General features: G+C 45.3%; 24 protein-coding genes. 16 read left to right on the forward strand and 8 right to left on the reverse strand.

Annotation, left to right across the window (positions count from 1 at the left end; genetic code table 11):
- Positions 1-5 precede the first annotated feature (5 nt).
- The 4 genes from mreC to rodA are packed head-to-tail and all read left to right on the forward strand — an operon-like array spanning position 6 to position 4,508.
- Positions 6-938, forward strand: a complete 933-nt coding sequence (mreC, locus tag ICN18_RS02285) for a rod shape-determining protein MreC (RefSeq protein ID WP_216188937.1) — start codon at positions 6-8, stop codon at positions 936-938.
- Positions 935-1,459 (forward strand): rod shape-determining protein MreD, encoded by a 525-nt coding sequence (gene mreD, locus ICN18_RS02290; RefSeq protein WP_215391803.1) that lies wholly within the window; start codon positions 935-937, stop codon positions 1,457-1,459. Before mreC ends, mreD begins: the two co-directional genes overlap by 4 nt.
- Before the next feature lie 8 nt (positions 1,460-1,467).
- The gene (gene mrdA / locus ICN18_RS02295; RefSeq protein ID WP_216188939.1) at positions 1,468-3,375 is read left to right on the forward strand and encodes a penicillin-binding protein 2; all 1,908 of its coding nucleotides are present in this window, start codon (positions 1,468-1,470) and stop codon (positions 3,373-3,375) included.
- Positions 3,357-4,508 carry a rod shape-determining protein RodA gene (gene rodA, locus ICN18_RS02300; protein WP_216188940.1) on the forward strand — a complete coding sequence of 384 codons (1,152 nt, stop codon included), beginning with the start codon at positions 3,357-3,359 and terminating at the stop codon, positions 4,506-4,508. Before mrdA ends, rodA begins: the two co-directional genes overlap by 19 nt.
- A gap of 97 nt (positions 4,509-4,605) precedes the next feature.
- On the opposite strand, the gene ICN18_RS02305 is transcribed toward rodA, so the two are convergent.
- Together ICN18_RS02305 and ICN18_RS02310 are read right to left on the reverse strand one after the other, a co-directional pair.
- Positions 4,606-4,890: an HU family DNA-binding protein gene (locus ICN18_RS02305; RefSeq protein WP_048812313.1), complete on the reverse strand. Its 285-nt coding sequence runs from the start codon at positions 4,888-4,890 to the stop codon at positions 4,606-4,608.
- A gap of 113 nt (positions 4,891-5,003) precedes the next feature.
- Positions 5,004-5,369 carry a DUF8785 domain-containing protein gene (locus tag ICN18_RS02310; protein ID WP_216188941.1) on the reverse strand — a complete coding sequence of 122 codons (366 nt, stop codon included), beginning with the start codon at positions 5,367-5,369 and terminating at the stop codon, positions 5,004-5,006.
- Between the two features lie 157 nt (positions 5,370-5,526).
- Here ICN18_RS02310 and ICN18_RS02315 point away from each other — a divergent pair, with 157 nt between their 5' ends.
- Positions 5,527-6,423 (forward strand): aspartyl/asparaginyl beta-hydroxylase domain-containing protein, encoded by an 897-nt coding sequence (locus tag ICN18_RS02315; protein WP_216189435.1) that lies wholly within the window; start codon positions 5,527-5,529, stop codon positions 6,421-6,423.
- A 7-nt stretch (positions 6,424-6,430) separates the two neighbouring features.
- Here the strand turns inward: ICN18_RS02315 and ICN18_RS10495 are convergent, their stop codons facing one another.
- Positions 6,431-6,733 (reverse strand): DUF167 domain-containing protein, encoded by a 303-nt coding sequence (locus ICN18_RS10495; RefSeq protein ID WP_369411851.1) that lies wholly within the window; start codon positions 6,731-6,733, stop codon positions 6,431-6,433.
- A 22-nt stretch (positions 6,734-6,755) separates the two neighbouring features.
- On the opposite strand from ICN18_RS10495, the gene can reads away from it, so the two are divergent.
- The 4 genes from can to ICN18_RS02340 are packed head-to-tail and all read left to right on the forward strand — an operon-like array spanning position 6,756 to position 10,528.
- Positions 6,756-7,427, forward strand: a complete 672-nt coding sequence (gene can / locus ICN18_RS02325) for a carbonate dehydratase (RefSeq protein WP_216188944.1) — start codon at positions 6,756-6,758, stop codon at positions 7,425-7,427.
- A gap of 1 nt (position 7,428) precedes the next feature.
- Complete coding sequence (locus ICN18_RS02330; protein ID WP_216188945.1) at positions 7,429-8,328, forward strand: LpxL/LpxP family acyltransferase; 900 nt, start codon at positions 7,429-7,431, stop codon at positions 8,326-8,328.
- Between the two features lie 25 nt (positions 8,329-8,353).
- Complete coding sequence (locus ICN18_RS02335) at positions 8,354-9,106, forward strand: metallophosphoesterase family protein (RefSeq protein ID WP_216188946.1); 753 nt, start codon at positions 8,354-8,356, stop codon at positions 9,104-9,106.
- A gap of 3 nt (positions 9,107-9,109) precedes the next feature.
- Positions 9,110-10,528: a protein kinase domain-containing protein gene (locus ICN18_RS02340; protein WP_216188947.1), complete on the forward strand. Its 1,419-nt coding sequence runs from the start codon at positions 9,110-9,112 to the stop codon at positions 10,526-10,528.
- Here ICN18_RS02340 and ICN18_RS02345 read toward each other — a convergent pair whose 3' ends face one another.
- Positions 10,529-11,857 (reverse strand): dicarboxylate/amino acid:cation symporter, encoded by a 1,329-nt coding sequence (locus tag ICN18_RS02345; RefSeq protein WP_216188948.1) that lies wholly within the window; start codon positions 11,855-11,857, stop codon positions 10,529-10,531.
- 100 nt (positions 11,858-11,957) lie between these two features.
- Here ICN18_RS02345 and ICN18_RS02350 point away from each other — a divergent pair, with 100 nt between their 5' ends.
- Positions 11,958-12,695 carry a pseudouridine synthase gene (locus ICN18_RS02350; RefSeq protein ID WP_216189436.1) on the forward strand — a complete coding sequence of 246 codons (738 nt, stop codon included), beginning with the start codon at positions 11,958-11,960 and terminating at the stop codon, positions 12,693-12,695.
- Between the two features lie 57 nt (positions 12,696-12,752).
- On the forward strand, positions 12,753-14,381 hold the full coding sequence (locus ICN18_RS02355) for a peptide chain release factor 3 (RefSeq protein WP_216189437.1): 1,629 nt from the start codon (positions 12,753-12,755) through the stop codon (positions 14,379-14,381).
- 22 nt (positions 14,382-14,403) lie between these two features.
- Here the strand turns inward: ICN18_RS02355 and ICN18_RS02360 are convergent, their stop codons facing one another.
- On the reverse strand, positions 14,404-14,649 hold the full coding sequence (locus tag ICN18_RS02360) for a hypothetical protein (protein ID WP_216188949.1): 246 nt from the start codon (positions 14,647-14,649) through the stop codon (positions 14,404-14,406).
- Between the two features lie 21 nt (positions 14,650-14,670).
- Positions 14,671-14,907 carry a DUF2798 domain-containing protein gene (locus ICN18_RS02365; protein WP_216188950.1) on the reverse strand — a complete coding sequence of 79 codons (237 nt, stop codon included), beginning with the start codon at positions 14,905-14,907 and terminating at the stop codon, positions 14,671-14,673.
- 128 nt (positions 14,908-15,035) lie between these two features.
- On the opposite strand from ICN18_RS02365, the gene ICN18_RS02370 reads away from it, so the two are divergent.
- Entirely contained in the window at positions 15,036-15,218 is a 183-nt protein-coding gene (locus ICN18_RS02370) for a hypothetical protein (protein WP_216188951.1), read from the forward strand.
- A 66-nt stretch (positions 15,219-15,284) separates the two neighbouring features.
- Here ICN18_RS02370 and ICN18_RS02375 read toward each other — a convergent pair whose 3' ends face one another.
- Positions 15,285-16,160, reverse strand: a complete 876-nt coding sequence (locus ICN18_RS02375) for a DMT family transporter (RefSeq protein WP_216188952.1) — start codon at positions 16,158-16,160, stop codon at positions 15,285-15,287.
- A gap of 74 nt (positions 16,161-16,234) precedes the next feature.
- Between ICN18_RS02375 and ICN18_RS02380 the strand changes: the two genes are divergently transcribed.
- From ICN18_RS02380 to ICN18_RS02395, 4 genes are read left to right on the forward strand one after another with little or no spacing between them, the layout of a single operon-like run.
- Complete coding sequence (locus tag ICN18_RS02380) at positions 16,235-16,747, forward strand: MOSC domain-containing protein (protein ID WP_255532042.1); 513 nt, start codon at positions 16,235-16,237, stop codon at positions 16,745-16,747.
- Positions 16,740-17,135, forward strand: a complete 396-nt coding sequence (locus ICN18_RS02385; RefSeq protein ID WP_216188953.1) for a GNAT family N-acetyltransferase — start codon at positions 16,740-16,742, stop codon at positions 17,133-17,135. Before ICN18_RS02380 ends, ICN18_RS02385 begins: the two co-directional genes overlap by 8 nt.
- 21 nt (positions 17,136-17,156) lie before the next feature.
- Positions 17,157-17,801, forward strand: coding sequence for a histidine phosphatase family protein (locus ICN18_RS02390; protein WP_216188954.1), 645 nt, complete (start codon positions 17,157-17,159; stop codon positions 17,799-17,801).
- Positions 17,802-17,833: 32 nt separating this feature from the next.
- The gene (locus tag ICN18_RS02395; RefSeq protein ID WP_216188955.1) at positions 17,834-18,604 is read left to right on the forward strand and encodes a MipA/OmpV family protein; all 771 of its coding nucleotides are present in this window, start codon (positions 17,834-17,836) and stop codon (positions 18,602-18,604) included.
- 61 nt (positions 18,605-18,665) lie between these two features.
- Here the strand turns inward: ICN18_RS02395 and ICN18_RS02400 are convergent, their stop codons facing one another.
- Positions 18,666-18,857: a hypothetical protein gene (locus ICN18_RS02400; RefSeq protein ID WP_216188956.1), complete on the reverse strand. Its 192-nt coding sequence runs from the start codon at positions 18,855-18,857 to the stop codon at positions 18,666-18,668.
- Positions 18,858-18,873: the final 16 nt, after the last annotated feature.

Consider the following 18,873-nt stretch of genomic DNA (forward strand, 5'->3'; position numbering starts at 1 on the left):
GGGAATTGCAACATAGCGCTCCACCACTTTTCAGACAGGGCATTCCGGCCTTACTTAAACTGATTGTCTGTCTGTCGATCAGCATCGCCCTGATGCTGATCGATTTTCGTTTCAAAGCACTAGACCCCATTCGTAATAACGTCAATTGGATTTTGCGTCCCCTTGAATATGTGATGATGGCACCACGCAACGCCTTCGAAGCAACATCAGAATATTTCACCACCCGATCAACTCTTGATCAAGAAAACCAAGTCATGAAAGTGCGTCAAGCAGAGCTTTCATTGCTAGCGAATCAATCTGAATTTTTGATGGTAGAAAACCAAAACTTGCGCGAGCTCATGACGCTGCAAAAGCAAGTGCCATTCAAAACATTGCCAGTAGAAATTCTGTTTAACCCACCGAACCCAATCTCGCAGCGCATCGTAATTAATCGCGGCAGCAACGATGGGCTGAAGCTTGGGAACCCAATCGCCAATGATTCCGGCATCCTGGGTCAGGTTGTGCGCCTGTATGAACGTTCTGCCGAGGTTTCTTTATTGGAGGACCGTGACTTTGCGGTTCCCGTCCAGGTAGCTCGTAACGGACTGCGGGCTGCTGTATTTGGGGCTGGGCGCGGCAATCCTTTAGAGCTTCGTTATTTACCGGTAGCTAGCGACCTAGAAGTTGGCGACATTTTGCTGACATCCGGAATTGATGGCGTTTATCCCCCCGGCTTTGCTGTGGCGGTGATTAGCAAAATTGAGCGCAATGCTGATAAAAATTCTTCTAACGTCTTTTGCGTACCAGTTGCCGCAGTCAATCGCTATCGTCAAGCGCTGGCTCTTTTGTACGATCCTCAATTTGATGCCAAGGCAGCAGTCAATAACAAATCCGCTTCTGGAGCGCCGTTAACCAATATCCCAGGCAGAAGACAAACGCGTGCGCGAGGAATGCAATGATCGATTTCCAGAGCGGCTATATCCTGCGCCCGGTAAATCCGGTCTTCATTTATTTCAGCTTATTTTGCGCACTGCTATTAAATCTTTTGCCGATTGGTAATTATGGTTGGGTGCCTGATTGGTTGATTCTCTGCATTGTGTTTTGGAATATTCATCAACATCGTTATGTCAGCGTGATTACTGCTTTCATTCTGGGTTTGATGATGGATGTTCACAACTCAGATCTACTGGGCTTGCATGCCTTTAGCTATTCACTGGTCGCTTATGTAGCAATCTCCTGGCATCGCCGCATTGTGGCTCTCACAGTGCTTTCACAAGCCTTGCATCTACTGCCCATTTTCTTATTGGTATCGCTATTTCCAGTATTGGCGCATTGGCTGCTCAGCGGTGAGCTGTATTGGTGGGCGCTGACTGGCGCAATTCAGGCGTTAATAGAAGCGATGCTCTGGCCATTGGCTACCCGTATCTTGCTAGCGCCACAGCGTCGCCCTATAGATGTTGATCACAATCGACCTCTCTAAGAAGCAGCATGGTTTCTTTTAAAAAACCGGATCTCGACTCATTCCAGGAGCGCATTCATATTGCGACTCTGTTTGTCACATTTTGTTTTCTACTGTTGATTACTCGCCTGGTTTGGTTGCAGCTCGTAAGCCACGGAAAGTACGCCCTATTAGCTGAAAGCAATCGCATTGCTTTAGTTCCCGCACCTGCTAACCGCGGCCTTTTAATTGATCGCAATGGCATTGTCATCGGCAGAAATTACTCCGCCCTCACCTTGGATGTGAATGCTGAAGAGGTAAAAGGGAACGTAGATCAACTCATTAACGAACTTTCTGAAATCATTGATATTTCCCCAAGAGATCGTCGTAATTTCAAGCGATCTCTGGAAGATTCCCGAAATATGGGCACTTTTCCCCTGCGGTCCATGCTCAACGAGACGGAAACAGCCAGATTTATGGCCAATCGTTACCGTTTTCCGGGGGTAGAGATCCGAGCCAGAAGCTTTCGGGAGTACCCATACAACGAATTGGCCTCCCACTTAATTGGATATATTGGCCGCGTTTCTCAGAAAGATAAGGAACGCATGCAGGCTGAAATTGAGGGCGCCAAAGCAGATGATCCCGATGCATTACAAGCCTCTTTTTTGCCGGGTATTCAGTATGTTGGCAAGATTGGCTTAGAGCAAAGCTATGAAACTGTTTTGCGTGGAGTGCCTGGGTATGACCAAGTAGAAATTACTGCAGGCGGCAAACCAGTACGAACACTTTCGAGTTCGCCATCAGTTCCTGGAAAAAATGTTGTGCTCTCGGTGGATATCAAGTTGCAATATTTAGTAGAGCAACTGTATGGTAATTTCCGCGGTGCGTTTGTAGCAATTGAACCGGAGACGGGCGATGTGTTGGCATTTGTGTCTAAGCCGAACTTCAATCCAAATGACTTTGTTGAAGGTATTGATTCGGTGACTTGGAAAGAGTTAAATGACTCTCCACAGAAGCCGCTCTATAACCGTCCACTAAAAGGCATCTATCCACCGGGATCAACTTACAAACCTTTTATGGCACTTGCGGCTTTAGAAAATAAAAAGCGCACGCCATCACAAACTATTTCTGATCCTGGCTACTTTGATTTTGGTAATCACACCTTCCGTGATGACAAAAAAGGTGGTCACGGCATTGTTGATATGCAAAAGTCCATTGTTGAATCTTGTGACACTTACTACTACATGCTTGCGCGCGACATGGGCGTAAATATGATGCATGACTTTATGAAGCCGCTGGGTTTTGGCCAAATTACCGGCATTGATTTACAAGGTGAGGCACGAGGTGTTCTACCATCTACTGAGTGGAAGAAAAATACTTTCAAGAAACCAGAGCAGCAAAAATGGTACGAGGGTGAAACCATTTCATTGGGAATTGGGCAAGGTTATAACGCCTTCACCATTTTGCAATTGGCTCACGCTATGGCAAACGTTGCCAATAATGGCATCGTCATGAAGCCCCACTTAGTCAAAGCCATTGAAGATCCTTTTACCCGCAACAGAGTTCTCACCACACCAAAAGAAAGCTATCGCATTGATCTCAATGCTGAGAATATTGAAGTGATTAAAAAAGCCATGGTCGAGGTTAATAACTCCGGCACATCTGCCGCAGCATTTAAAGGTACTGGATATCAAGTGGGCGGAAAGACTGGAACTGCGCAGGTATTTAGTTTGAACTCCAAAGATTACAAACATGGATCCACAGCAGAATTTTTGCGTGACCATGCTTTGTACATCGCTTTTGCTCCAGCGGACAAGCCAACTATTGTGATTGCGATGGTTGTAGAGAACGCAGGCTTCGGCGCGCAGTATGCCGCCCCAATTGCACGCCAAGCACTGGACTACTACATTGAGGGCAAATGGCCCAAGGAGGTTCCCGAATGGAAAAGAGCCCCTTAATTAAAGTTAAAGGATTTTTCTTTAGCCTCTTTGCTGGTTTAGATCGCCAGCTAGGCCTTATTCTGCTTGGCTTAGCGGCTGTTGGCTTTTTTACTTTCCTATCTGCCAGTCAAAATACTCCCGTACAAATTGCAGATGAATTACGCAACCTTGCTCTGTCATTTGTAGTGATGTGGCTTGTGTCGCGTATTCCACCAAAGTGGTTAGAGATGGGTGCAGTTTGGATTTATGGATTAGGCGTTGCGCTTTTAATTGCAGTGGCCGCATTTGGATTAATTAAAAAAGGTGCGCGTCGTTGGCTTAATGTTGGCGTAGTTATTCAGCCATCTGAAATTATGAAAATCGCGATGCCACTAATGCTAGCCTGGTATTTCCAGAAGCGCGAAGGCATTCAAAAATCTTGGGACTATGGTGTCGCTGCAATTATTTTGGCAATCCCCGTCTTCTTAATTGCCCGCCAACCAGACTTGGGTACTGCGCTACTTGTTTTTGCCGCAGGGATGTATGTCATTATTTTGGCAGGACTACCCTGGAAGTGGATCCTGCCATTTGTAGGGCTCGGTGTTACTGGAATTTTGTTAATCATTATTTTTGGCGGCACTATTTGTGCCCATGATGTAGTTTGGCCATTTGTTCATGACTATCAAAAGCATCGCATCTGTACTTTGCTTGATCCGACTAGCGATCCATTGGGAAAAGGCTTTCACACGATTCAATCTATGATTGCTATTGGCTCTGGTGGATTCTTTGGTAAAGGCTGGTTCCAAGGAACACAAGCGCACTTAGAATTTATTCCAGAAAAGCATACTGACTTTGTATTTGCTGTTTTCTCAGAAGAGTTTGGCTTACTGGGCAATCTGGTTTTGCTTGCGCTTTTCTTTGCGCTGATTAAGCGAGGCCTCGCAATTTCTGCCAGCGCACCCAATTTATTTACGCGCTTGCTGGGTGCGGCAGTGACTTTAATTTTCTTTACCTATGCATTCGTCAATATCGGCATGGTAAGCGGCTTATTGCCAGTGGTTGGTGTGCCACTACCATTTATTAGTTACGGCGGTACTGCATTGGTAACGCTAGGGTTTGGAGCCGGCATCCTCATGAGTATTCATCGTCACCGCCGCTTAGTACAAAGCTAATCCAATAGGATTGCATAATTTTTGTTTTTGATTTTTGAGATTCTGAAGGCAACAAAAAAGCCCGGCATGCCGGGCTTTTTTATCAACAAAGGAAGAATTACTTCTTACGCTTGTTAACTGAATCTTTAAATGCTTTACCAGCAGAAAACTTAACAGTTTTTGCAGCAGCAATTTTGAGTGGCTCGCCAGTTTTTGGGTTACGACCCATACGTGCAGCACGCTTGCCAGAAGCAAAAGTACCAAAGCCGATCAGTTGTACTGAGTCACCTTTAGTAACAGCTTTGATGATTGTGTCGATTGCAGAATTCAATGCGAATTCAGCTTTGGCTTTAGAAATCTCCGCGTCGTCAGCAATCGCTGCGATTAGTTCGGCTTTGTTCAAGTGAAGCTCCTTATAGATATTGATGTCAGCGCACATTACGCTTACATGATTTTAACCACAAAAAATTACAAAAATAAAGTTGCGTTACAGCAATTTTTTACAACGACTACAAACTACTCATCCAAAACAGTGATATCGGAAACAAAATACTCTGTATCACCAAAACAAGTGGTTGGTAAACCAATGTGTTGCTCATACTTTAAAGCAACCTTTTTGCCTAAATTAGCATTTATTTTTTGCGCCACACTATCTTCGCGCACCGTAAAGAGGAATTTTTCTGACATGGTGCCCGGCATAGAAACCATGGCCAATTCACCTTCCCAGGTTTTGCATACGTAGCCACGATTGGAGAATTTCTGTACATATCCTGCGCGCTCACCGCTTCCGTAGCTCCAATTCAGCATTGCCCACGTATAGACCGAAACACCCACTAACCCAATTAAAACAAGGCTTAAGAGCCACTTTATAAAGCTATTCATCAGACTTTCCTTGGCAAATCTCCACACAAACCCTTAGCGGGTCCTTATATCTTCTATACGCAGTATATGTGCATCCCAGCGGAAGAAATAGTCTATTTAACTGCCGCATCCAAATTAAAATATCAGCAATTACCTCACTTAGACAAAATCCATGGAAATTCGCCACATCATCTTTTTAATTTTTGTAGCCTCGGCGGTTTATGTTTATTACAGAGGAAAAGTTCGTTTTGGGGTCGTGAGATCTCTTACGGATTACCAGGTACTTTTGGCCCCCGTAAATACAGTTTTATATTTATTTTCCAAAGTAAAGGCGAGCGCCTTTATTCCGGTAAACCAATTTCCAGAGATGAAGTCTATTCAAGATAACTGGGAAATCATTCGCCAAGAGGCGCTTTCCTTGCAAGAGGGTGGCTCAATTGCAGCCGCTACCGGCTACAACGACATCGGCTTTAATTCGTTCTTTCGCACTGGTTGGAAGCGTTTTCACCTCTGTTGGTATGGCAAAGAGGTGCCATCAGCCCAAGCCAAATGCCCTAAAACAGTCGCCCTTCTAAAATCCATCCCTTCGGTCAAGGCGGCTATGTTTGCCTCCCTACCCCCTGGAGCAACGCTGGTAAGGCATCGAGACCCCTATGCAGGCTCTTTGCGCTATCACATTGGCTTAGTAACGCCCAACGATCCCAAATGCTTTATTGACGTAGATGGGGAGCGCTACTTCTGGAAAGATGGTGAAGCAGTCATGTTTGATGAAACCTATATTCATTACGCTGCCAACGAAACAGATCAACAAAGAATTATCTTGTTTTGCGATGTTGAGCGTCCGGTTTACACCAAAGTTGTTGAGCTATTCAATCGCTGGTTTGGACGATATGTCATGAGTGCCGCCTCATCCCAAAACGTTGCAGGCGAAAAAGTGGGGTTTGTAAATGTTCTATTTACCTATTTTTACCAACTCCGAGCACAAGCCAAAAAGTTAAAAGCAAAACATCGCACTGTTTATTACGTTGGCAAGTGGGTACTCATTTTGGGAATTTTGTGGGCTATTTTTTGGTAAAGCCAACTTAGTTTTTGGGACTTAATAACTGAACAATTTGCTCAGGACTTATTGAGCCCCAAATTTCCACGCGTTTTTTGCGGCTATTTTGGCCAGACAAAAATTGAATTTGCTTTTGGGGCACCCTTAACTGCTTAGATAGCCAAGCCAATAAGAGCTCATTGGCCTTATTTTCCAAGGCCGGCGCCTGAAGGGAAATTTTCAAACAGCCATCATGAAGACCAACGACTCTTGTCACCTTCGCCCCTGGTTGGCAATGTAAATTTAAGGCAATTCCGGTGGGGGTTTGTTTTAACCAAAGAGGCGTCATCAAAGTACTTTAAACTGAAAGCATGACGATGAAGAATTCTCAAGCTTTAGAGCAGCTATTTTCCAATAATCGTGCCTGGGCCGAAAGCATGGTGGCACAAGATGCCAATTTCTTTAAGCGCCTAGTTTCTCAGCAAGCTCCTGAATACCTTTGGATTGGCTGCTCCGACAGTCGAGTCCCGGCAAATGAAATCGTAAACCTACTACCGGGCGAACTATTCGTTCATCGAAACGTTGCCAATGTTGTTGTTCATACCGACTTAAATTGCTTATCTGTTATTCAGTTTGCTATCGATCTTCTTAAAGTGAAGCACATATTGGTGGTTGGCCACTATGGTTGCTCTGGTGTCCATGCGGCACTAACCGATAAACGCGTTGGTCTAGCAGATAACTGGCTGCGTCATGTGAAAGATGTACATCAAAAACATGGGCGTTATTTGGGTGAAATGATTCCAACGCCCAAGCGTCAAGATCGCCTATGCGAACTCAATGTTATCGAACAAGTTGTTAACGTATGCGAAACAACCATCGTGCAAGATGCGTGGGCACGCGGACAAAATCTCACAGTGCATGGTTGGGCTTATCGCCTTGAAACTGGTTTAGTAAACGATCTAGGTATGTCGAGTAGCTCAATCGAAGAAATGACAGAACGCTATGCTAAATCGGTAAAGCGTTACGAATCAGAGCAAAACTAATTTGCTCAAATCCATTTCTAATCAAGTAGGCGTCGCGCTACTAAGACTGCTTGCCCTGTTGCCCTATAAGGCGCTGGTCGCAATCGGTTATGGCCTTGGATATATTGCGGCCCGTATTCCGAGCGATAGAAATCGAGTAGTCAAAACAAATCTTCATTTGTGTTTTCCCAAACTCAGCACCACTGAAATCGATGATCTTGCCAAAGAACATTGGCGCTTACTTGGGCGCAGTCTGGTAGAAAAAAGCATCATCTGGTGCGGCAGCTCAAAACAATTAAGCAAGATGATTGAGGTGAAATCTGCCGTAGACCTCTCTAGTAAAAAGCCGCGCATCTTGGTCAACATGCATTTCACAGGCATTGAGGGCAGCATTATTTTGAGCGCTCTCTCTAAAGAAAAACATTGGCCACGCACCTCTGGATTTTTTCAGCGAATGAAAAATCCATTCTTCAACAAAAAAATCGTGGATTGGCGCAATCGTTTTGGAGGAAACTCGATTGATCGACAAGGTAATGCAAAAGCAATTATTCGAGAAATTCGAAATGGGGACTTCATCATCATTGCACCCGATATTGATCTAGGCCTTAAGGATTCGGAATTTGTTCCTTTCTTTGGAATTCAAACAAATACCATCACCACTATCTCGCGTTTGGCAAAAATTACTGGTGCTGACGTTTGTTTAATGACCACCACGCTAAAGGCAGATGAATCTGGCTATCTTTGTGAAATTAGAAGACCGTTAGAAAACTTTCCGGGGGCAGACCCCAAGTCTGACACCGCACGCCTTAATCAATACTTTGAAGCTGAAATTCGACTTCGGCCGGCCGAATACTACTGGGTTCATAAGCGCTTTAAAAATCGTCCAGATAATGGTCCGAGCCCCTATAACCCTTCTATCTAGGGGCCTTTTGTCCTATCATTAGGGGATGACCGAACGTATTGGGCTATTTGCCGATCTCCACAGTAATTTAGAAGCTTTTAATGCTTGTATGGCTCGCGCCGAGGAACTTGGCGTTACTCGCATGGTATTTCTAGGTGACCTCGTAGGGTATAACGCCGATCCTGTTGCACTCATTGAACGTATTGCCACGCTCGTTGAAAACAAGAAGGCAATTGCCATTCTCGGCAATCATGATGAGGCTGTTTTTAAAGATAGTCGCAATCAAATGAATGCCAGTGCCAATGCCGCCATTGAGTGGACTAAATCTCAATTACATAATGATCATGTAGCGTTTCTTAAAAATCTTCCGTTGATGGTTCAAGAGGAGAAGATTTGTTTTGTGCATGCCTCTGCCTACAATCCGGCCGAGTGGAATTACATCACTGACAGCATGAGTGCATGGCGTTGCGTACAAAGCTCTGGGAAAAATTACACCTTTGTTGGTCATGCACATGAGCAAGCACTTTTTTACCAAAGCGCCGTTGGGAAACTCATTCGATTTGCGCCGCACCCTGGTGATGACATCCCTGTGCTACCCCATCGTCAATGGGTCGGCGTTGTTGGATCACTTGGTCAACCCCGAGATGGAAATCCAGAAGCCTGCTTTGCCGTTTTTGAGCCTGCCTCAGAAGTGCTGACATTTCATCGCACACCCTACGATCACTACACTGCCGCAGAGAAAGTGCGTCGCGCTGGCCTGCCAGAAGACCTGGCAAACCGCCTCATTACCGGCAAATAAATAATGCCCATCAATACCGACATTGAAGCTGTAGACGATATATTTCAAGAAGGTAAGGTAGTAGACGGCTTTGTCTTAGGCAAGGAAGTGCATCGTGGCGGAATGGCTAGCCTTTTTTCAGCAACGAAAGAGGGTATAGATATCCCTATTTTGCTGAAGATACCGCGTGTTGGCAGAGATCAACCAGTAGAAAGTTTGATCGGCTTTGAAACCGAACTCACTATCTTGCGGTCTCTAAAAAGTCCTTTTGTTCCGCAATATTTAGGTTCGGGCAATATGGCCACGCGTCCTTATATTGCGATGGAAAGAGTTGATGGCCACCCACTAGAGGACTACATCAAAGAAGGCAAAGTATTTACGATTGACGAGGTCGTGCGCATTGGCGCAGATTTAGCGCAAGCTGTTCAATCACTGCACTCACAAGATGCCATTCATCTAGATGTCAAGCCTGAAAATATTTTGATTGATGAAAAGGGGAAGTTAACACTCATTGACTTTGGTTTGTCGCACCACGCTCGGTATCCAGACCTTCTTGCAGAAGAGATGCGCAAAGGTATTGGGTCTGCACCCTATATTTCTCCTGAGCAAGTGGCAGGCATTCGCTCTGATTCGCGCAGTGATATTTTTTCTATTGGCGTGATCATGTACGAGCTGCTAACTGGCGAACTGCCATTTGGCAACCCTCAAACGATGAGCGGTCTGCGCAAGAGGATGTGGGCTGAGCCCTTTCCGCCACGCGCTATTCGCAGAGAAATTCCGCGCTGGTTACAAGAGGTAGTGCTGAGATGTCTGGAGCCACGCGCCGCAGATCGCTATCAAAGCGCTGCGCGTTTACGTCAAGTATTACGAGATCCCGAAGGCGTTACCCTCACAGAACGCGCCGACCGCGTTGAACCACCCAGCTTTTGGGAAAACCTCAAAGGCATGTTCAAAGCCGCTGGTTACGAGCCTTCTCCCAGCCCCCGGCCTAGTATGGGCAGCCTTGATGCACCCCTCATGATTGCTGCGATAGATACACGCCAATCCGATGAAGCTTTGCGTGAGCGCATGCAAACCACGGCAAAGAATTTATTGCAGGCCTATCCAGAGAGCCGCTTGGTTTGCATCAGTACGATTGCAAGCACCCCAACTTATGAGGGCAATCATGAAAGCCAAACAGCTAGCGGCATCGTCCGCGGCCACTTAGTACAGCTGATGGAGTGGGCTAAACCGCTCAAATTACCACCCGAAAGAATTTCTTATCACGTACTAGAAGCAATGGATCCCGCCTCTAGGATTGTGGAGTTCGCAAAAGATAATGATGCGTCACTCATTTTGATTGGGGCATCACACAAGCTACCTAACAAAGTAACGCCTTGGAGAACCTCAATGACTAAGATCGTCGAAGAGGCTCCCTGCAGCGTTCATATTGTCAGAACTTAATTAACGCATTTTTTCTTGCTTTTGATCCAGGATAAGTTCTGGCTCTTGCGCCTCAATCCAGTTATCGCGATTTAGCACACTAGTTAATTGCTTATGGTCTAACTCACCAGTCCACTTAGCAACCACGATAGTAGCTACACCATTGCCAATTAAGTTCGTTAATGCACGCGCCTCAGACATAAAGCGGTCAACACCCAAGATGATCGCCAAACCAGCTACCGGAACATCTCCGACAGCAGAAAGGGTGGCTGCTAAAACGATAAACCCGCTACCAGTTACGCCTGCTGCGCCCTTAGATGTGAGCAGCAGCACCAGCAAGAGCGTGACCTCTTGCATGAGTGTCATCGGCGTATTGGTTGCTTGCGCAATAAATACTGCGGCCATTGTTAAATAAATAGAGGTGCCATCTAAATTGAATGAATAACCCGTTGGAATAACGAGGCCCACACAAGTTTTCTTGGCACCCAACAGCTCCATTTTCTCCATCATGCGCGGTAAAACAGATTCGGATGATGAGGTGCCCAGGACAATTAATAACTCTTCTTTGATATAGCGAACGAATTTAAAAATATTGAATCCGTTAAATCGCGCAATGATTCCCAACACAATAAACACAAAGAGCAAGCAAGTTAAATAAAACGAGCCCATTAATTTGCCCAGTGAGAACAAAGAGCCTATGCCGTATTTACCAATAGTGAATGACATTGCGCCGAATGCGCCAATAGGCGCAAACTTCATGATGACGCCAATCATGTCAAAAAGAACGTGCGATGTTTTTTCGATCAGGTCGAACACCATCGTTCCGCGACCGCCAAACTTATGCAATGCAAATCCAAACAATATTGCAATGAAAAGGACCTGCAAAATTTCACCCTTAGCAAATGCATCTACCGCACTGCTCGGGATAATATTCATTAAGAAATCAGTGGTGGTGCCCATTTTTCCAGGCCCGGTATATGCAGCGATTCCCTTGGTATCCAAAGTTGTTGGGTCGATATTCATGCCGGCACCAGGCTGAAGCAGATTAACCACGACCAGACCAACCACTAAAGCAATACTGCTAACAATCTCAAAATACAAAAGGGCTAGTCCGCCAGTTTTGCCAACCTTCTTCATATCTTCCATGCCGGCAATACCGAGAACTACCGTACAAAAAATAATGGGGGCGATTAACATCTTGATGCCCTTAATAAAGGCATCGCCAAACGGCTTCATGTCCGTACCCAAGCTTGGGTAGAAATGACCCAATAAAATACCTATCACAACAGCTGCAAGTACTTGAAAATAAAGGATTTTATAAATCGGTGGCTTCTTTAAGCTTATTGTCATGGCGACTTCCTTTATTTGGTGAGCTCTAAACTTCTAGTTTAGTCAAATTGAAATGCTGCCTCGCACCATATATACATGGGCTTTAACGGATAATGCAGGCATGGAAGAAAAAGTACGCGTTTCTAAATTACTCTCTGAACTTGGTCTTTGCTCACGTCGTGAGGCTGACTCTTATATTGAGCAAGGCCTAGTGACTGTAGATGGTGAGGTAGTGAATGAGTTAGGTACGCGTGCGTTCCGTCACCAAAAGATTGAATTGCAATCGGGTGCAAAAGCACAACAAGCTTCTCGTATTACGGTCATCCTTAATAAGCCGGTTGGTTACATCTCTCACTATGACGATGAACAGGAATACCAACCAGCAGCGTCTTTGATCACACCCGAAAACTACTTTGCCAGCCCACTAGACAAAGGTCGTAGCCCTCGCTTTAATACCAAGGGTCTAGCGCCTGCAGGACGACTGGACATTGACTCGACGGGTATGTTGGTATTGACCCAGGATGGTCGCATTGCCAAATTGTTGATTGGTGAAAATAGCCCAATCGAAAAGGAATATTTAGTACGCGTTGAGGGAGCCCTCTCCTTCGAAGATTTAGATCGTCTGCGGCATGGCCTATCGCTTGATGGCGTAGTACTAAAACCTGCGCAAGTCAGTTGGCAGAATGAAGATCAACTTCGCTTCGTGTTGCGCGAGGGTCGTAAGCGCCAAATTCGTCGCATGTGTGAGATGGTGGGCCTTAAAGTATTAGGTCTTAAACGGGTCAGAATGGGTCGCATCTCTTTAGGCCCACTACCACCGGGCCAATGGCGCTATGTAAGGCCTGAAGAGCAGTTCTGATGCACTTCAGGCGCTTATAATTGCGCACAAAACCAGATTAATCAACGCAGAATTACCATCGAAACTATCACCTCCAGCACTCCAGGCGCAGAAGTCTTAAGACGCCGTAGCTTTGCCATCATCTCTCACCCGGATGCCGGCAAAACGACGCTTACAGAAAAATTGTTGCTTTACGCAGGAGCCATTCAAATTGCAGGAAGTGTGAAGGCTCGTAAAGCGAGCCGTCATGCAACGTCTGACTGGATGGAAATTGAAAAGCAACGCGGCATCTCGGTAGCAAGCTCTGTGATGCAGATGGAATACCGCGATTGCATCATTAACTTACTGGATACCCCAGGACACCAGGACTTCTCCGAAGATACCTATCGAGTTTTAACTGCGGTTGACTCAGCCCTTATGGTGATTGATGCCGCTAACGGCGTTGAATCTCAAACCTTACGCTTGCTTGAGGTATGTCGCGCACGCAACACACCTATCGTGACTTTCATCAATAAGATGGACCGTGAGGTAAAGCCTCCAATGGAGCTCATGGATGAGATTGAAACAGCGCTTGGTATAGAAGTAGTTCCTTTTACATGGCCAGTTGGCATGGGTAAATCCTTTGCTGGCGTTATCGACATTGCCAATATGCGTATGCGCATGTTTAAAGCAGGCGAAGATCGCGTTACCGAAGATTCTCATGCTGTAGTTGATGTCAATGACCCGGCCCTTAAGGAACGTCTTGGTACCGACCTAGAAAACGCCTTAGCCGAAGTAGCCTTAATTAAAGATGCAATGCCCGCATTTGATCTCGAGGCCTTCTTGGCTGGACGTCAGTCGCCAGTGTTTTTTGGCTCAGCTATCAATAACTTTGGTGTGCGAGAGATTCTTAATACATTAGTTGAGCTTGCGCCATCGCCAGGCTCACGCAAAGCATTGCAACGAGAAGTGAGTCCTGCAGAAAATAAATTCTCCGCAGTAGTATTTAAGATTCAAGCAAACATGGATCCAGCACATCGCGACCGTGTGGCATTTCTACGCATCTGCTCGGGACACTTCCAGCGAGGCATGAAACTTAAGATTTGCCGTAATGGCAAAGAAGTGCGCACAAACAATGCGCTCTCTTTTCTCTCGCAACGACGCGATATTTTGGATGAAGCCTTTCCAGGCGACATCATTGGCCTGCCAAACCATGGCCTGCTACGTCTTGGAGATACGCTGACCGAAGGTGAACAATTGCAATTTACTGGTTTGCCATTCTTTGCTCCAGAAATTTTCCGCATGGTGGAGTCTGCGGATCCATTGCGCTCAAAACAATTGCGCACAGGACTGATGCAGTTGGGCGAAGAAGGTGCCATTCAAGTCTTTAGGCCAATGGCGGGTGGCACCATGCTGCTTGGTGCGTTTGGTCAGCTGCAATTTGAAGTGGTTAGCCATCGCCTCCAAACTGAGTATGGCGCAGAAGTAAGGCTTCTACCCGCCCGTTATAGCTTGGCGCGCTGGGTGAGCTCAGATGATCCTGTAGCCCTGAAAAAATTTACGCAAGAAAATATTCATCGCATGGCAGAAGACGTTGTTGGCGCATCTGTTTTCTTAGCGTCACACAAGTCAGAGTTAGACGTTGCACAACAACGCTGGGAGTCCATTCAATTCCATGCGCTGAGAGAGCATGCGGGCCTCATTTATCAATCAGATTTAGCGGGCTAAATCATTCTGCCGCTTTACTGAATTAGCGTTTTGCTTTGCAATCAAATACGGCAACCATCTGAGTGTCGCTATTTCTGAATGAGGCGACCTTACCGTACTGCGCACAATAGACGCTTGCTTTTTGAGTTAATTGCTCAATTGACTCACCGCTACTGTTTAGAAAAGTAACGTGATTGGAGTCTGATGCATCGGTATACACTGCAGCACAGCCAACCAATAAGGCGAGACAAAACAGATTTACTGTAGAAAACTTCAATGTCACATTCATCAAACATCCTTTGTATTTAATTTAGGATTCATTCGGCTTTAATTTTTTTATCAGTCTTACTGTAATTGCGCTGGCAAACGGCTTGTAGATCAAAATACCGGCAATTGCCACTGGGTAGGCCACCAACCAAACTTCGAACCAAATCCTTAAGAAATTTTCTGCAGAACCAATACGCGCAAATGTGGTGGCACACGTAATCGTTGCAGACATTAAAAAGCCCATTATCAGAGCAAAAATAAGATTTGGGAGATTCTTCATAGGCACATCATAGCTTCTAGGGTGCTTAACTGTTATTCTGGACTGTGATCACTATTGTGCGCCCTAGACAGGGGAATCTCTTTAGCAAGCCCTCGAGATTCATCATTCCATTACTCTAGGAAAATTCCATGGCTGTAGGCCAAAATCAAAGAACCAGAAAAAATGACTCTATGCTCACTAAAACAGGTAAGGCCCGCTTAGGCCCCCTGAATACTGCGCAACTTAATAAGCTACTAGAGTCAAGCACTAAGCCGAAAGAAAAAAGCAAAATTTTGCGAGCACTGAGCAAACGTCCAGCTGTTGCCGCATAATTAAAAAGCCCCGCCAATAAAATGAGCGGGGCTTTTTAAATTCAGCATTTTAAGAGCTATCTATTTCTATGCCTGTTTTATCAACATTCTCCTCCCGAGGATAACGGTTGATACAACTAATACAGCAAAGATTAAGTTCATCATAGTAAGAGAATCGCCAAGCAAAACGCTAGCGGCCACTAGTGTGCAAAAGGGTTGAATGAGCTGCACTTGACTTACCCTTGCAATGCCACCAATCGCAAGCCCTTCGTACCAAAAGAAAAAACCAAGGAACATTGGAAATAAGCTGAGATAGATAAAGCTAGTCCAAGCAACCGCTCCAGCGTCTATGTACCCTGGACCATAAGTGAACCATGTCATCACGATGTTGAGTGGCAATGAAATCACCAAAGCCCATGAAATTACTGCGCGAGGGTTCATTTTTCTGGAGAGCTCGCCGCCCTCGACATAACCAATGCAGGCACTGATTCCACCAAGTACTAGAAGGCCATCAATATAAGTGAAGCTTCCAGAACTCTTCAACAATGCATATAGGACAACTAAGCCCGCACCCAGTAGAGATACCAACCAAAACCCCAAGGATGGGCGCTCTTTAAACCGTAGCACTCCAATTACGGTTGTAGCTAAGGGCATCATCCCCAAGATCACCGCACCGTGGGATGGGGAGCCATCGGCCATTGCTACAGTAGTCAAGATGGGAAATCCAAACACCACGCCTAAAGCGATAACAACAAACTTCACAAAATTAACTTTGTTTGGTGTGGTCTCTTTTTTATAAATAAGGTAAGTCAGAGCAATCAGGCCTGCTAATGTCGCCCTGCCAAAAGCAATGAAATAAGGATTAAAGCTTAAGACAGCAATCTTGCTTACCGGTAGCGTTAAGCTAAAAATGAGGATGCCGATAAAACCAATCAGCATCCCTTTGCTTTCTTTATTCACCATCACCCTTTATTTAATGTTGAATTGATTGTATTAATAATCTTCCAGGAGTGGGCTGTAATATGTAAGCACTTCTTATGAAATTAAACGCTCATATTCATGCCATCTACCTTGCACCCTCTGCAGGGGCTCAGATGCAAACCATCAACTACGCCAGAGTCAATGCTTGCTCAGGCATTGAAGGCGATCGTTATGCCATGGGTACGGGAGCATATTCGGCTGTTGAGCCCACAAGGGTGCGTCATCTAAGCCTGATTTCTGTATCAGCCATTGAAACCGCAAATGACTGGTTAAGAGCGGGTGATGAGCCCACTTTTGATGCCGCTGAAACACGTCGCAATATCGTTCTAGAAGGAATCACAGCAACCGAGTTGAATGACCTAGTGGGCAAACAATTTCAACTGGGCAACTTGCAACTGCTAGGCACAGAACTTTGCACCCCTTGTGAAAGGCCGGCACAACTACTGAGCAAGCCCAGCTTTATGGAGGCATTTGAAGGGCGCGGAGGAATTCGAGCCGAAGTTCTGAATACCGGAACCCTTGCTATCGGCGACAAACTAACCCTGAACAATGAAAAACACCATGATTGATTACCGAGACAATCTCTCGATTACTGCCGAACAAGCTATCGACCTCTATAAACGCTCCACCCTGGGTGAGCGTCGCCCTGTAGACAATATTCAAACCTTTGAGGCTATGCTTAAAAATGCCAACCTCACTATTACGGCCTGGGATGGTGAAAAGCTTGTGGGCATCTCTCGTTCACTCACTGACTTTGCTTATGTAGCTTATCTTGCGGATTTAGCAGTAGATCAACAATATCAACGATCTGGCATCGGCAAAAAATTAATCGAAGAAACCAAAAAATGTCTTGGCCCAGAATGCATGATTGTGCTTTTAGCGGCGCCCAAAGCAAATGAATACTATGAACATATTGGTTTTGAACACAATCCACGCGCCTGGACTCTTAAAAAGTAATTCAGTCTTTATCATCAGTACATGACTATTACTCGCTTTTGCCTAGTTCGCCATGGAGAAACCGATTGGAATGCTGCCCGCCGCCTTCAGGGACACACAGATATTGACCTAAATGCGAGAGGCCTTGCTCAAGCAAAGCAAATGGCCCGTGCACTCAAAGAAATCAATTTGCAATTTGATGTTTTATATACCAGCGATCTTCAGCGCGCAGCCAAAACTGCACTAGCAATTGAGCAGTTATTTAATACAGCTGCAATTAGAAATACTCAATTGAGAGAGCGTCATCTGGGCGCACTCCAAGGACTTACCACTAATGAAGCGCCAACACGCGAGCCAGATCTTTGGAAATCCCATCTAAGTAGAAATATTGAAGAAAACTTAAGAGACGGTGAAAGCATTCAACAATTTGCAAATCGTATTCAATCGGCGCTAGAGCAAATTCGAGCTCAACATACTGGCAAAACTATTTTGCTGGTAAGTCACGGCGGCGCCTTGGACATGATGTATAGGGTGGCAAGCAATCAGGCGCTAGCTGCCGAAAAAGCAGTATCAGTACCGAATGCCTCACTTAATTGGATCAGCCATGACGGGCACTCTTGGAAAGTCGAGGGTTGGGCAGATACAAGTCATCTGGATAATTTGGCGCTAGATAATCTAGATCTCTAAAATAAATGCCTCTAGAGGCTTATGATGGGCACATGAAATCATTTATTCGCGTAGCAGTCCTTTTAATTGCCTGGACAATCTATATCCCAGCGTTTGCGGTCGATGATGTTCCTGATGGACTGCCAGATCGCATCGTTGGAGATATTGGCGGGGCTGTTTATACCTCTAACTTACATATCGGCACCGAAGGTACTCAATCCTTAGTGCTGCCGTATGCTTTTTTTGACTATCAACGTTTTTTTGCTCGCATTGATGAGGTGGGTATTAAAACTTTCAAAATGGGTTATGGATACTTTGAAGTCATTGGAAAAATTAATTTAGATACCTACAAAGTAAAGTCATCCATCAACGGCAACTCTATTAATCGTAGTGACCCCATTCCCCTGGGCTTAGGCACCTTTCAAGAGACGCCCATTGGTGGGTTTTTTGTTAATGCTTATCACGACTTTGGAAAATCCAAAGGCGCACTTTATGAGTTTTTGTACTTTGCTGAAATTGAGACCTACAAAAAAGTGGTGGTCTATCCGCAAATTGGCATTGAGAGACAGTCAAACCAATATGCCAACTACTACTATGGCATCAATGCTGGAGAGTCCAGCCTGACAGGCTATGCAGCCTATAGCGCCCCAGCCACCAACAATCTATTAGCAGGCTTAATGGTAGAAATTCCGGTGGTTGATAACTGGTATATCAATATTTATGGCAAACGCAAGTGGATGGGCACGGGAATCAATAACAGTCCAGTTATGAATCGCTCATTTCAGGACAACGTTTTCATGGCACTAGCCTATCGCTTTAAGTAGTCCAAGATAAAGCAGTAATTAAGCCACCCGTAGGCGGCTTAATGTAGCCATAGCTAGAAACTTACTTTACAGGATGTAATTTATTTTGATCTGATGCGCAGAAGTCTACGATCACATCAGCAAAATTTAAATAACGAGAATTGCTTTTTCTAAAACGATCAATCTCTGCGGCCAGAGGTGAAACTGCGCCCTTAAAGACAGCATCTTCGTAACCAGGATGATATGGGGCCTCTTCAACAAATTTATTTGTCATACATTTACCTTAATAA

The organism is Polynucleobacter parvulilacunae (genome assembly GCF_018881715.1).
GTDB classification, from domain to species: Bacteria; Pseudomonadota; Gammaproteobacteria; order Burkholderiales; family Burkholderiaceae; genus Polynucleobacter; species Polynucleobacter parvulilacunae.